The organism is Nocardia sp. CA-107356 (genome assembly GCF_050946365.1).
Classification (GTDB): Bacteria; Actinomycetota; Actinomycetes; order Mycobacteriales; family Mycobacteriaceae; genus Nocardia.
Genome location: NZ_CP191992.1, coordinates 875,219 through 888,516 on the forward strand (window position 1 = coordinate 875,219; position 13,298 = coordinate 888,516).

The 13,298-nt window shown below is 65.8% G+C and carries 11 protein-coding genes; 9 read left to right on the forward strand and 2 right to left on the reverse strand.

Annotation, left to right across the window (positions count from 1 at the left end):
• Positions 1 to 67 precede the first annotated feature (67 nt).
• The 3 genes from ACQP1G_RS04140 (at position 68) to puuE (ending at position 3,360) form a co-directional block, all read left to right on the forward strand.
• Positions 68 to 1,264: a DUF6986 family protein gene (locus ACQP1G_RS04140; protein ID WP_433208131.1), complete on the forward strand. Its 1,197-nt coding sequence runs from the start codon at positions 68 to 70 to the stop codon at positions 1,262 to 1,264.
• A gap of 144 nt (positions 1,265 to 1,408) precedes the next feature.
• A complete protein-coding gene (alc, locus tag ACQP1G_RS04145) occupies positions 1,409 to 2,440 on the forward strand; it encodes an allantoicase (RefSeq protein WP_433198514.1) in 1,032 nt (343 codons plus the stop codon).
• Positions 2,437 to 3,360, forward strand: coding sequence for an allantoinase PuuE (gene puuE, locus ACQP1G_RS04150; protein WP_433198516.1), 924 nt, complete (start codon positions 2,437 to 2,439; stop codon positions 3,358 to 3,360). The genes alc and puuE overlap by 4 nt, the downstream gene beginning before the upstream one ends.
• Before the next feature lie 19 nt (positions 3,361 to 3,379).
• Here the strand turns inward: puuE and ACQP1G_RS04155 are convergent, their stop codons facing one another.
• Positions 3,380 to 4,519: an alpha/beta hydrolase gene (locus ACQP1G_RS04155; RefSeq protein WP_433198518.1), complete on the reverse strand. Its 1,140-nt coding sequence runs from the start codon at positions 4,517 to 4,519 to the stop codon at positions 3,380 to 3,382.
• A gap of 442 nt (positions 4,520 to 4,961) precedes the next feature.
• Between ACQP1G_RS04155 and aceA the strand changes: the two genes are divergently transcribed.
• From aceA to ACQP1G_RS04180, 5 genes are all read left to right on the forward strand, one after another.
• Positions 4,962 to 6,251, forward strand: coding sequence for an isocitrate lyase (gene aceA, locus ACQP1G_RS04160; RefSeq protein WP_433198520.1), 1,290 nt, complete (start codon positions 4,962 to 4,964; stop codon positions 6,249 to 6,251).
• Positions 6,252 to 6,623: 372 nt separating this feature from the next.
• Entirely contained in the window at positions 6,624 to 7,493 is an 870-nt protein-coding gene (locus ACQP1G_RS04165) for a 3-hydroxybutyryl-CoA dehydrogenase (protein WP_433198522.1), read from the forward strand.
• Between the two features lie 377 nt (positions 7,494 to 7,870).
• Complete coding sequence (gene metE / locus ACQP1G_RS04170; RefSeq protein ID WP_433198524.1) at positions 7,871 to 10,177, forward strand: 5-methyltetrahydropteroyltriglutamate--homocysteine S-methyltransferase; 2,307 nt, start codon at positions 7,871 to 7,873, stop codon at positions 10,175 to 10,177.
• Between the two features lie 109 nt (positions 10,178 to 10,286).
• Positions 10,287 to 10,706: a VOC family protein gene (locus ACQP1G_RS04175; protein WP_433198526.1), complete on the forward strand. Its 420-nt coding sequence runs from the start codon at positions 10,287 to 10,289 to the stop codon at positions 10,704 to 10,706.
• A complete protein-coding gene (locus ACQP1G_RS04180; RefSeq protein WP_433198528.1) occupies positions 10,706 to 11,272 on the forward strand; it encodes a TetR/AcrR family transcriptional regulator in 567 nt (188 codons plus the stop codon). Before ACQP1G_RS04175 ends, ACQP1G_RS04180 begins: the two co-directional genes overlap by 1 nt.
• Before the next feature lie 36 nt (positions 11,273 to 11,308).
• Here the strand turns inward: ACQP1G_RS04180 and ACQP1G_RS04185 are convergent, their stop codons facing one another.
• The gene (locus ACQP1G_RS04185; protein WP_433198530.1) at positions 11,309 to 11,863 is read right to left on the reverse strand and encodes a TetR/AcrR family transcriptional regulator; all 555 of its coding nucleotides are present in this window, start codon (positions 11,861 to 11,863) and stop codon (positions 11,309 to 11,311) included.
• Positions 11,864 to 11,995: 132 nt separating this feature from the next.
• Here ACQP1G_RS04185 and ACQP1G_RS04190 point away from each other — a divergent pair, with 132 nt between their 5' ends.
• Positions 11,996 to 13,297 carry a phthiocerol/phthiodiolone dimycocerosyl transferase family protein gene (locus ACQP1G_RS04190; protein WP_433198532.1) on the forward strand — a complete coding sequence of 434 codons (1,302 nt, stop codon included), beginning with the start codon at positions 11,996 to 11,998 and terminating at the stop codon, positions 13,295 to 13,297.
• Position 13,298 lies beyond the last annotated feature (1 nt).

A 13,298-nucleotide genomic window follows, 5' to 3' on the forward strand; every position in this document is an offset into this window, starting at 1 on the left:
GCGTAACCACGAAGGGCCGGGGAGCGGCGCAGATCCAACGCAGCTCGCCGAGAACGTCCGCGCCAGGATCGATGCGCTGCTCGATACGGTCGACGCCGACTTGCGCACCCACTATCCGGGCCCCGACGGCCGGATCCAGCCGATCCACACCGCCTACGTCTCCGCCGACCGCGCCACCGCCGACACCCCCGCCGAGTGGGGTGCGGCGGCGACCGAACTCCTCGATCGCCACCACGACCTGCTCGCCGAACTCGACAGCACCGACGCGCTGCCCGCCGTGCGCGCACAACTCGAGCGGCATCCGATCCAGGATCTGCGCATCGACTTCGAGGACGGCTACGGATTCCGGGCCGACGCCGAGGAGGACAGGGCCGCAACCAACGCGGGAACGGTGCTCGCGCAATGGGCGAAGCAAGCCGGTGGGCCGACCGGTCTCGGCATCCGGATGAAGGGCCTGGCCGGCTCCGAACGCGACCGCGCCCTGCGCACCCTGGAGCTGGTATTGGCCGCGGCGGACGGTGTGCCAGCGGGTTTCGTCTTCACCGTGCCGAAAATCCGTGCGGCGGAGCAGGCTTCGGCACTGGTAGCACTGTGCGAAGGATTGGAGCGCGGCTTCGGACTCGATGCGGGCGCGCTACGGTTCGAACTGCAGATCGAGAGCCCGCAGGCGATTATCGCCGCGGATGGCAGCGTTCCGATCGCCAAGATGATCGCTCTGTCCGATGGTCGCTGCAGCGCATTGCATTTCGGCACTTACGACTACACGGCCGCCTGCGGGATAGCCGCACCCGATCAGGCGCTCGACCACCCCGCCGCGGACTTCGCGAAGTCGATCATGCAGGTCGCCGCGGCCCAAACGGGAGTGTGGGTCTGTGACGGCTCCACCCAGATCGTGCCGGATCGCGAACCGGAAGCCGCACTGCGCAACCATCATCGACTGGTCGGTCGGGCCCTGCGCCTGGGTTACTACCAGGGCTGGGATATGCACCCCGGTCACCTGATCACCCGCTGGCTGGCCACCTACGAGTTCTTCCGCCAGGCCATCGATGTGGCGGTTCCCCGCCTGGTGGCCTACCTCGATCGGCGCTCCGGCGGCGTAATGGACGAGCCCGCCACCGCGGAGGCGTTGGCGGCAACCGTCCTACGCGGCGTGCACTGCGGTGCTCGTACCGTCGACGAACTGCGTGCGCTCGCACCCGCATTGACCCCGGAGGTGTTGCGCGCGCTGGTCGCGCGCACGCCGATTCCGCAGGAAGCGGTGTGAGATGCGGCCATGCGATGGGCAGTTGCCCGTGGGCGGCACGGTGAGCTGGTGCGGCGCTGGACGTTCGGCGCCGCAAGGCATTCGGTGCCTCGCCGCGCGCGGCACGAACCGGTTGCGGGATTCCCGCGCGAAACAGGAGGTGCGATGAGTACAGCATCGCGAAGCGATTCGATCAGGGGCGGTGGTCGAGCGACGGGTGGGCGCGACCCGGTCGACGCGGACGATTTCACGCTGCTGCCCGATCTGGCGGTCCGGCCGCTCGGCGGATCGGTGATCTGGGCCAACAATGAATTCTTTGCGGAGAAGGAGAATTTGATCAATCCCGGCGCGTCGGAATACCGACCGTCGACCTTCGGACATAAGGGCCAGATCTACGACGGCTGGGAGACCCGCAGGCACCGCGGCCGACCCGGCGACGACTCCGCGATCGTCCGCCTCGGTGTGCCCGGCGTGATCCGCGGCATCGTGGTGGACACCGCCTGGTTCAAAGGCAACTATCCGCCAGCAGTTTCGGTCTCCGCACTCGAGATCGACGGCTATCCGCTCGCGGAAACCATTGCCGAGCGCGATGATTGGGTGACCCTGATCGACCGGGCCCCGGTATCCGGTGACAGCCGCAACCCCTTCGCCATCGAGAGCGAAAAGCGTTGGACCCATGTGAAACTCACCATGCATCCGGACGGCGGCGTGGCCCGGCTGCGCGTGCACGGTGAGGGCAGGCCCGACCCGAGGCTACTCGGCCTCGGCCCGCTGGACCTGGCCGCACTGGAGAACGGCGCCCTGGTCCTGGACTGCTCCAACCGCTTCTACAGTTCGCCGAACCAACTGCTCTATCCGGGACTGGCCCGAAAGATGGGCGACGGTTGGGAAACCGCCCGCCGCCGCGATGACAGCAATGACTGGGTGCATATCCGGCTGGCCGGTCCCGGCCTCATCCGGCTCGCCGAGATCGACACGTCGTACTTCCTCGGCAACAGCCCCGGCTCGGCCCGGCTCACCGGCCGCACCAATGACGGCACCGAACTCGAATTGCTGCCGCGCACCGAACTTCTGCCCGATACCAGGCACCGATTCGCGATCGCGCCGATGGCGGCCTCGGTGGAGGAGATCCGTCTGGATATCTATCCCGACGGCGGTCTCGCGCGGCTGCGACTCTATGGAGAACTCGGGGGATGAGCGACACCGGCATGAATCAACGAGACTTCGTCGGGTACGGAGCGACACCACCGGATCCGAAATGGCCCGGCGACGCGAAGATCGCCGTCCAATTCGTTCTCAATTACGAAGAGGGCGCGGAGCGCAATGTGCTCGACGGCGATGCGCATTCGGAGAACTTCCTCTCGGAAATCACTCCGGCGGAGGCCTTTCCGAACCGCCATATGAGCATGGAATCGCTCTACGAATACGGCTCCCGCGCCGGACTGTGGCGGGTACTGCGCGCCTTCGAACGCCGCGACCTACCGCTGACCGTCTTCGCCGTCGCCCGTGCCATGCAGCGAAATCCGGAGGCGGTGGCCGCTTTTCGGGAACTCGGTCACGAAATCGCCAGCCACGGTCTGCGCTGGAAGTCCTACCAACTCGCCGACCGCGACGCCGAGCGCGCGGATATGGCCGAAGCCGTACGCATACTCACGGAGCTGACCGGCTCGGCCCCACTCGGCTGGTACACCGGCCGCGACTCCCCGCACACCAGGGAACTGGTGGTCGAACACGGCGGTTTCGTCTACGACTCCGACTCCTATGCCGACGATCTCCCGTACTGGGTAACCGTTCACGGCAACAACCACCTGGTGGTCCCGTACACCCTCGACACCAACGACATGCGCTTCGCCTCACCCGCGGGTTTCCCCAGTGGCGATCAATTCTTCGCCCACCTCCGCGATGCCTTCGACACCCTCTATCGCGAAGGCGCGGAGGGCAGTCCGAAGATGCTCTCGATCGGCCTGCACTGCCGTATCGTCGGCCGTCCCGCCCGCATTGCCGCCCTCGAGCACTTCCTGGACCACGTGCAATCCCATAACGACGTCTGGATAACCCGCCGAATCGACATAGCCGACCACTGGCATCACACCCACCCGCCGGTGCGCACCGAGTGACGATCGCAGCGCGGCCGCGTCAGGAGAACAGGTCGCGGACGAACGGCAGTGAATCGTGTAGTGACGCGTTGACGGTGCCATCGTGATCGTCGGGGTAGATATGCACGGTGACCGGCTGCCGGTTGGCCGCGAGCACCGCCGCGAACCGCAGCGTCTCCGGTGTGATCACATCCGTATCGCGCAGACCCTGGCCCATGAACAGCGGTTTGTCGTAACCGGATTCGGGCAGGCCCAGGTATCCCGATAGCAGTCCGTGCACGTTCGGAATCTGTCCGAGCGGCCGCTCGAACAACTCGTATATCGCCACGCCGTTCGCACTGAGCTCATCGGCGAGCGGGGTGATGCACTCCTCGCGTGCCCGAGCGAGCCATGCGCGGCCGGAGTCGGTCAGGAAGGATTCGATGTCCAGCGCGGGGTAGGTGGTGCGCAACCCGTTCAGGATGTAGAGCACGTACGCGGTGGTGTGCTTGCTCAACTTGATCGGCGGCACATCCGGCCCGAGCAGCTGCAAAACATCTTCGACATACGCGGGCACTCCGGTGCCGACCGCGCCGCGGTAGTCGAGCCCCGGCCCGCCGAATTCGGTCGCGTACCGGGCGGTGAAAACGGCCGCGCCGCCGCCCTGTGACTGTCCGACGACCACCCATTTCTTCGCCAGTGACGAATACTGCCCGGTGGCGGCCTTGACCGCGTCGACGACGTTGTGCGCCTCGACGATTCCGTTGAGGTAGGGATGTTCGCCCGACGTGCCGAGTCCGGCATAGTCCGCGGCCACGATCGCGTAGCCCTGTGCCAGCCAGGCCCCGAGATACGCCCAATCCCGCTCGACGGCGCTGGGGCCGGCGATGCTGTAGGCGCACTCGTCGCTGAGTCCGACCGTGCCGTGTGCCCACGCGATCACGGGCCAACCGCCCGCGGGGGCCGGACCGGGTGGAAAGTAGACCGCGGCGCTGCCCACCGTCGGCATATCGTTCGCAGTGGTTGTCGAGTACAGGATGCGGCTGGAATTCACCGAACCGGGCGGGGTCGCCACCGCGGCCAGCGGTGCGACGGATTCGACGGTGCCGGGATCGGCTTGGTCGGCGCCCGCCGCGGGCAGCCGCAGCAGGCTCGCGCCGCAGGCGAGCGCGATCGCCGTGGTGAACCACAGTTTCCGCATAACGCTCCTATCGGGCGTCCACAGCGAACTGGACGCCTGTCTCAGAGTTGGAATATCGACCCAGTCTGCCCGATCGGGCCATCCGGAGGTGGTGGCGGCCACACTCGCGCCTGTGAAGGTCCTCACAGCCTGGAATGTCGGGCGCGCCGGACGGCGGGGTACCCCGTGATCGCTAACAGTACGGGCGTTACGCTAAAACCGCATGTCAGGGCTACCGGCGGGTAGGTTTAACGCGTGCAATTTGCAGGCTAATTTCGCAAAGTTAGCAAAGGCCAGTCGAAACCTAGCTCGGATTCACACTTGCAACAGGTAGACGGCTATTTCCTGGTGTGCCATCGTGTGGAAGTACACCCCATGGGCCTAGCAAGCCTGCAAATTGCCGCCACAGCAGTTCGAGCGATGCTCGACCGTGGGGCATCGAAACGAAGAAGTGGAGTCAGAGATGTCGAACGCCGGCACCCCGAAGACCGCTGCGGAGATCCAGCAGGATTGGGACACCAACCCGCGCTGGAAGGGCGTCACCCGCAACTACACCGCCGAGCAGGTGTCGAAGCTGCAGGGCACCGTCGTCGAAGAGGCCACCCTCGCCCGTCGTGGCTCGGAGATCCTCTGGGACCTCGTCAACAACGAGGACTACATCAACTCCCTCGGCGCCCTCACCGGTAACCAGGCGGTCCAGCAGGTCCGCGCCGGCCTGAAGGCCATCTACCTGTCCGGTTGGCAGGTCGCCGGTGACGCGAACCTGTCCGGCCACACCTACCCGGACCAGTCGCTGTACCCGGCCAACTCGGTGCCGTCCGTGGTCCGCCGCATCAACAACGCGCTGCTGCGCGCCGACGAGATCGCCAAGGTCGAGGGCGACACCTCCGTCTCCAACTGGCTGGCCCCGATCGTCGCCGACGCCGAAGCCGGCTTCGGTGGCGCGCTGAACGCCTACGAGCTGCAGAAGGCCATGATCGTCGCCGGCGCCGCCGGTGTGCACTGGGAAGACCAGCTGGCCTCGGAGAAGAAGTGCGGCCACCTCGGTGGCAAGGTGCTGATCCCCACCCAGCAGCACATCCGCACGCTGACCTCCGCTCGCCTCGCGTCCGACGTCGCCGACGTGCCTTCGGTCATCATCGCGCGCACCGACGCCGAGGCCGCCACCCTGATCACCTCGGACGTGGACGAGCGCGACCGTGAGTTCCTGGACGGCACCCGCACCGCCGAGGGCTTCTTCGGTGTGAAGAACGGCATCGAGCCCTGCATCGCGCGTGCCAAGGCCTACGCCCCCTACGCCGACCTCATCTGGATGGAGACCGGCGTGCCGGACCTCGAGGTCGCGCGCAAGTTCGCCGAGTCCGTCCGCAGCGAGTTCCCGGACCAGCTGCTGGCCTACAACTGCTCGCCGTCCTTCAACTGGAAGGCGCACCTGGACGACGCGACCATCGCGAAGTTCCAGCGTGAGCTCGGCGCAATGGGCTTCAAGTTCCAGTTCATCACCCTGGCCGGCTTCCACTCGCTCAACTACGGCATGTTCGACCTGGCCTACGGCTACGCCCGCGAGGGTATGACCGCCTTCGTCGACCTGCAGGAGCGCGAGTTCAAGGCCGCCGCCGAGCGTGGCTTCACCGCCATCAAGCACCAGCGTGAGGTCGGTGCCGGCTACTTCGACACCATCGCCACCACCGTGGACCCGAACACCTCGACGGCGGCCCTGAAGGGTTCCACCGAAGAGGGCCAGTTCCACTGAGACATGGCGGCGCCTCCGGCGCCGCGTGTTCGCGGCCTCGAAGGCTCGCTTCCGAGCACTCGAGACTCGCGCCTTCGGCGCATGCGCTTCGAGTACTCGGAAGCGAGCCGGCCGCGAACGGGCTCGTCGGGCTCGCCCCGTACGGGGTTGCGTAAGCCCTCGACGTCACCACACCGTGTTTTTACAGGGAATTGAGGTTCCCGACGTGAATACCGCTAATCCTCTACTCCAGTAGGGGTGTACCGCCCTCCCGGCTGAACAGCCCCAGCTGGGAGGGCATCCCTATACCTTGGACCATCGAAGGTCGCTCTTATCGGAGCGTCCTTCGCCATCAGCCACCCGACAGCCAGACAAAAACAGCAGGAGCGGGACGTGAGCAGCGAGAAGATTCAGCGCGTCGGCATCATCGGTGCCGGACAGATGGGTGCGGGAATCGCGGAGGTGTGTGCGAGGGCGCATATCGACGTGCTCGTCTACGAACAGACTCGGGAACTAGCCGCGGCGGGCCGCGCTCGCATCCTGCGCTCGCTGGACCGCGGTGTGAGCAGCGGCAAGATCACCGAGCGCGAGCGCGAACAAGCCGCTTGGCGTCTGCGGTTCACCTCCGACCTCGGCGATTTCGCCGACCGCCAGCTGGTGGTCGAAGCGGTGCTCGAGGACGAGAAGGTGAAGACCGCCATTTTCGCCGAGCTCGACAAGGTCGTCACCGATCCGGAGGCCGTGCTGGCCTCCAACACCTCCTCCATCCCGATCATGAAGATCGCGGTCGCCACCGCCAATCCGGAGCGCGTTGTCGGCATGCACTTCTTCAACCCGGTGCCGGTGCTGCCGCTGGTCGAGCTGGTCACCACGCTGAAGACCAGCCAGCCGGTGTCCGCGCGCGCCGAGGCCTTCGCCGGCGACGTGCTCGGCAAGCAGGTCGTGCGCTCCGCTGACCGTTCCGGCTTCGTGGTGAACGCGCTGCTGGTGCCGTACCTGCTCTCGGCCATCCGGATGGTCGAATCCGGCTTCGCCACCAAGGAAGACGTCGACAAGGCGATGGTGCTCGGCTGCGCCCACCCGATGGGGCCGCTGGCACTGACCGATCTGGTCGGCCTCGACACCGTGAAGTCCATCGCCGACTCCATGTACCAGGAGTTCAAGGAGCCGCTGTACTCGGCGCCGCCGCTGCTGATGCGCATGGTCGAGGCCGGGCTGCTCGGCAAGAAGACCGGAGCGGGTTTCTACCAGTACAAGGCCTGATTCGCGGCTGTGTTCGATGTGCGGCGCCTGCGGCGCCGCGTGTTCGCGGCCCCAAGGCTCGTTTCCGATCCTTTCGAGCGACCTGCAAGCAGTCGCTAGCGACGCACTCGAGACTCGCGCCTACGGCGCATGCGCTTCGAGTACTCGGAAACGAGCCGGCCGCGAACCTCGCCCGTAAGAATCGCGCCGTGGTGATCCCTGCAGTGCGGAGGATCACCCGGCTTCCGGGTTCTGCCGGGCCAAGGCAATAGGCGGCATAAGCTGCAAGAGGGCCGGGCCGTGACCAGCGGTTCAGCTTCGAATACCGAGAGCGCAGCGCTGCTGCGGGGTCTGGGTCGAGGACTCCGCGCAGGTGATCGAAAGGGAGTACCCCGCTCATGGTCAACGTCACCGACGGTTACGGATCGAGCATTCTCGGCTATCCGAGGATCGGGCCGCACCGGGAACTCAAGCGGGCCCTCGAGGGCTATTGGCGTGGCGGGATCTCCCGCGACGAGTTGCTCGCGGTCGGGCGCGAAATCCAGGAGCGGCAGTACAGCGGTCTCGCCGCCACCGGTCTGACCCAGGTGCCGGGCAACACCTTCTCCTTCTACGACCACATCCTCGACAATGCGTTGCTGTTCGGTGCGGTGCCCGCGCGGTTCGAGCCGTTCCAGGACGAGTTGCACCCGCTGGACTTCTACTTCCTGATGGCGCGTGGCCGCCCGGATCTGCCGCCGCTGGAGCTGGTGCGGTTCTTCGGCACCAACTACCACTACCGCCAGCCCGAACTCGACGAGAACACCGAATTCTCGCTGCACCCAGCGGCTTTGCTCGACGAATGGGATCGCGCCAAGGCTCGCGATATCGAGCTGCGTCCGGTGGTCGTGGGCCCGGTGTCGCTGCTGCTGTTGTCCAAGGCGGGTCATATCCCCGGTGAGGCAGGCGGATTCGACACACTGAGCCTGCTGGACAAGCTACTTCCGGTGTACGAGGAGCTGTTCGAGATCCTCGCCAAGCGCGGGTCCACCTGTGTGCAGTTGGACGAACCGTGCTTCACCAGCGAGCGCACCCCCGAGGAGTTGGCCGCGTTCGAGCGGGCCTACCACCGACTTTCGACCTCGGCGCTGCGTCCGCGCATGCTGGTCACCGGTCAGTACGGCGATTTCGGTGAGGCGCTGCGCATTCTGGCCGAGACCAATGTCGAGGCCATCGGACTGGATCTGGCCAGCTATCGGATCCAGCCCGAAGAGCTCGCCGATATTCCCGGCATTCGACGTAAGCGCTTGTACGCGGGCGTGATCAGCGGCCTCAATGTCTGGCGCGCAGATCGCTACGTGACGCTCGAATACCTCAACGAGTTGGCCGAGGTGTGCCCCGATCTGGTGGTGTCCACCGGCACGACGCTGCTGCACGTGCCCTATGACGTGCTCGCCGAATACGATATCGAGGGCAATGTCGCCGACCGCCTCGCCTTCGCGCGGCAGAAGGTGGGCGAGGTGGTTTCGCTCGCCAAGGCGCTCACCGAGGGCCCGTCGGACAAGTGGCGCAAGCGGCCCACCGAGGTGCACTTCAAGCAGAAACACGCGGTGCGGCAACGGGTTTACGCGATCACACCCGATATGCGTGCCCGCGAACCGTACGAGGTGCGCCGCGTTGCCCAGCAGCGCAAGCTGAATCTGCCGGTGGTGCCCGCCACCACGCTGGGTTCCTTCCCGCAGACCGCCAAGATTCGCCAGGCCCGTTACGACCTCGGTCAGGGCAAACTGTCCTACGACGAATACCGCAAGAAGATCGAGGCCGAGATCGAGGCCACGATTCGGCTGCAGGAGGACATCGGCCTCGACGTGCTGGTGCACGGTGAACATGAGCGCAATGACATGATCCAGTACTTCGCCGAGCTGCTCGACGGCTTCGCGACCACCCACTTCGGCTGGGTGCAGGTGTACGGATCCCGTTGTGTGCGGCCGCCGATCATCTACGGCGACGTCGCGCGGCCCGCGCCGATGTCGGTCGACTGGATCACCTACGCCCAGTCGCTGACCGATCGGCCGGTCAAGGGCATGGTCACCGGTCCGGTCACCATGATCGCGCGGTCGTTCGTGCGTCAGGACCAGCCGCTGTACGAGACCGCCGACCAGGTCGCGCTGGCCATTCGCGATGAGGTCGTCGATCTCGAACGTGCCGGTATTGCGATCATCCAGGTCGACGAGCCCGCCATTCGCGAGCTGCTACCCATGCGCCCGACGGGGCGCGCCGAATACCTGCGCTGGGCGGTCGCGGCATTCCGCTTGGCCACCTCCGGGGTAAAGCCGGAGACTCAGATCCATACGCACATCGGCTATTCCGGGCGTACCGAGGTGGTCGACGCGATCGAAGAGCTCGACGCCGACGTCACCGCGATCGTCGCCACCCGCTCGATCGAATGGGTGCTCAAGGCGCTCAAGGAAGACTCCGCCTCTGGGCACGGCCTGAGTCACGGTGTCGGCCCTGGTGTCTACGAGAGCCGTTCGGCGCGTATCCCGGACATCGATGAGCTCGACGAATCGCTCACCGCGGCAGCGGAAGCCGTCACGCCGGAACGCCTGTGGGCCAATCCGGACGGCGGTTTGAAGACCCGCCACTACTGGCAGCTGGAGCCGTCGCTGCGCAATATGGTCGCGGCGGCGCGCCGAGTTCGTCGGCGCGCGACTCCGGCGGAGTAGCACCGAAGGATAAGGCCGCCTTCATATCTCACGATGTGGAGGCGGCCTTTCGCTGGGCGTGATCGACGACATATTCAAATCGGTACAGTCCGTACCGTATCGTTGAGATATGGCTGATCAGGATTGGCCCGAGTCGTTGCCGGTGGCGCAGGTTCGTATTGCCCGGCCCACCGATCGGCTGGCGGAGGTCGTGCGGTTCTACGTCGAGGGGTTAGGACTGCGCGAGCTCTACCGATTCGAAAACCACGCGGGCTATGACGGTGTGATGCTCGGACTGCCGGGGACCGGGTATCACCTGGAGTTCACCACATACGTCGATGGCAGTCCGGGCACGGCGCCGAGTGCGGAAAACCTACTGGTGCTGTATTTCTCGAATGAGACGCAGATGTTCGATGTGGCAAGCCGACTCGGCGAATTCGGAGTGGAGCCCGTCCCGGCCGAGAATCCGTACTGGGCCGCCAACGGCGGCTTGACCTTCCCTGATCCGGATGGTTGGCGCGTTGTCCTGATGCCACGCCCGGTGTTCTGATGCCCGGCCGAGCCCGCGAAGACCGCATCGATGTCGCGATCCTCGCGGCGGCCCGAGATCTGTTGGACGAGAACGGCTATGCCGAATTGTCCATCGGCCGGGTAGCGTCGCGGGCCGGACTGCACCGGCCCGCGATCTACCGTCGCTGGCCATCGAAACGGCACCTGGTTGTCGATGTCGTCGCCGATCTGTTGGGGTTGCAGCCGACGCCGGATACCGGTGACCTCCGCGCGGACCTGACCATCGCGATGCGGAATCTGGTTGCGGCACTGCGCGATACCTCGCTGAGTCGGGTATTGCCCGCTCTGGTCGCCGATCTCGCCAATGACCCCGACCTGCGCGCGCATTTCCTGACCACGGTATTCGAACCACGCAGGCGCAGCACCGCGTTCGCGCTGCGATCGGCGATCCGCCGGGGCGAAATCAATCCGAATATCGACGTGGATTTCGTTCTCGACGCCGTCGCCGCCCCGATCTATTACCGAGCCCTCTTCGGTCACAAACCGCTGACCGACGCTCTCGCGGACCAGTCGGTCGACGCGGTGCTCCGAGCTATCGCCCGCTGACCGCGTTCCCCTACCGCCCGAGAACTCTGCCGCGCATCAGTCCGCGAGCAGGGTGGCCAGGGTGCGTAGCCCTGCGGTGATGTCGGCCGCGGTGGGGGCATGGTCCGGGTCGACCAGGTGTTGGGCCAGCAGGCCGCCGATCATGGTTTGCAGAACGGCACCGAGTTGCGGGTCCGGTTCGGTGGGTCCGAAGAAGTCGGACAGTCCGCTGCGCGCCCGCTCCTGAGCGATGCCGAATTCGGAACGCAGTTCGGGGGAGTGCAGCGCTTGCGCGAGGCTTTCGACATTGGCCGACCAGAGCGCGCGATTCTCGGTGAACGATGTGATCAGCTGCTGGCAGAAGTCGCGCAGGCGGGCGGCCGGATCCTCGGCATCGTGGGCGGGCAATGATTCGAGGATCTGTTGTACCGCGTCCGCGCTCGATTCCATCATCGCCTGATTGAGCAGCTTGTCGCGCGTGCCGAAGTGGTAGTTGATCGCGGCCAGGTTGGTGCCGGAGGCGGCCACGATATCCCGCACGGTGGTGCGGGCGTAACCGCGTTCGGCCAGACACTGCTTGGCTGCGGCGAGCAGATCTTCTCGGGTTCCCACGGTCGCACTGTATCAGTGCGGCATACATTCGTTTGTGACATACGTTTCAAACAAATGTCTGTTACGGATGTTTGAAACATGTGTATGTTCGAGCTGTAGCCCGCTCCATCACACGGAAGTACGAGACGACCAATGACCGCGCAGCGACCCGTTACCCCTTTCGAGATCAGCTACTTCGACTCCGGCACCCACCTCGGCAGCGTGCCGACCGGCGAAATGCCGCTGTTCATCGGTTCCACCGTGCATGGCGGGCTCGACGTCGAGATCCTGCGCAGGGTGCTCGACGAGCTCGCGGCCCGGCATCCGCTGCTGCGCAGCAAGCCGGTGGCCGATTCCGACGGCACGATGTATCTCCGACGCGACGACGCCTATCGGCCGCGCCTGGAAGTCGCCGATGGCGGCGAAGCCGAATACCTGAATCTGGTGAACGGACCACGAGATTGGCGTGACGGCCTATTTCGCGCCCATCTGCTGCACGACGGCGATCGCGATCAGATCGTATTGGTCATCCATCACGGAATCTCCGATGGCAGATCGGCTTTCGCGCTCCTCTCGGAGATGTGGCAGCGCTACACCGCCCATGTGACGGGAACCGCGCTGCCGCAGTCGGATGCCGATCAGGAGCTACCGGAGGGCGTCGATATCCGGCTCGCCGCGGTTGTCTCCGATGCGGAGGTGACCGAGTGGCTCGACCGGATCCGGGTCGGGGCCTCGATGATGGGACCGGATTCGGCTCCGCGCACCTTGCCGATCGATGGTGACGGGGTCGGCAACGGTCAGCTGGGCCGCTTCGCGGTGCAGCGAATCGAATTGGATACCAAGGAAACCCAGGCGCTGGTCGATGCCGCCCGCACGCATGGCCTCTCGGTCAACAGTCTGCTCGCCGGTGCCGCGCTCGTCGCGGTCCGTACCCAGCTCGAACCCGGCACGGGGCCGCTGCCGGTGATCTGCGGCCACGCGGTGGACGTGCGTAACGAACTGGACCCGTCGCTGCCTGCGCACACGGTCCTGAATTGTGCTTCTGGCGTGGGCACATACGCGCTCGTCGCCGAAAATGCGAGCCCGATCGATATCGCGGGCGAGGTGGCCGCAGGCATGCGGTCGGCGCTGGAGCAGCGCGAAGCCGCCATGTTCCCGCTGGCCGCGCAGCGCGTCCAAGACGAGGTCACCGCGGCGGTACTCGCGGCCGCACCGACCGTCGCCATCTCCAATATCGGTCGTCTGCCAGCGCATTCGACACCGGACGGTATTCGCCACATTCGCGATGACATCTACGCCATGGGCCCCGGCATGCCGCCGAAGCTCACCGTGTTCACCGTCGGCGGGCGGCTTACCATCCAGGTCGAGTACGACACCGCCATGCACAGCCGCGCTCAGATGGGCAAGGTGAGCCTGGCGTTGATCGACGCACTACAAGGCATTCGCGCCGAATAAG

Excerpts from the sequence above, each read along its gene's own strand:
- alc (WP_433198514.1), top strand. The coding sequence starts at position 1,409 with ATGAGTACAGCATCGCGAAGCGATTCGATCAGGGGCGGTGGTCGAGCG.
- puuE (WP_433198516.1), top strand. The coding sequence starts at position 2,437 with ATGAGCGACACCGGCATGAATCAACGAGACTTCGTCGGGTACGGAGCG.
- ACQP1G_RS04155 (WP_433198518.1), bottom strand. The coding sequence starts at position 4,519 with ATGCGGAAACTGTGGTTCACCACGGCGATCGCGCTCGCCTGCGGCGCG.
- aceA (WP_433198520.1), top strand. The coding sequence starts at position 4,962 with ATGTCGAACGCCGGCACCCCGAAGACCGCTGCGGAGATCCAGCAGGAT.
- metE (WP_433198524.1), top strand. The coding sequence starts at position 7,871 with ATGGTCAACGTCACCGACGGTTACGGATCGAGCATTCTCGGCTATCCG.
- ACQP1G_RS04175 (WP_433198526.1), top strand. The coding sequence starts at position 10,287 with ATGGCTGATCAGGATTGGCCCGAGTCGTTGCCGGTGGCGCAGGTTCGT.
- ACQP1G_RS04180 (WP_433198528.1), top strand. The coding sequence starts at position 10,706 with ATGCCCGGCCGAGCCCGCGAAGACCGCATCGATGTCGCGATCCTCGCG.
- ACQP1G_RS04190 (WP_433198532.1), top strand. The coding sequence starts at position 11,996 with ATGACCGCGCAGCGACCCGTTACCCCTTTCGAGATCAGCTACTTCGAC.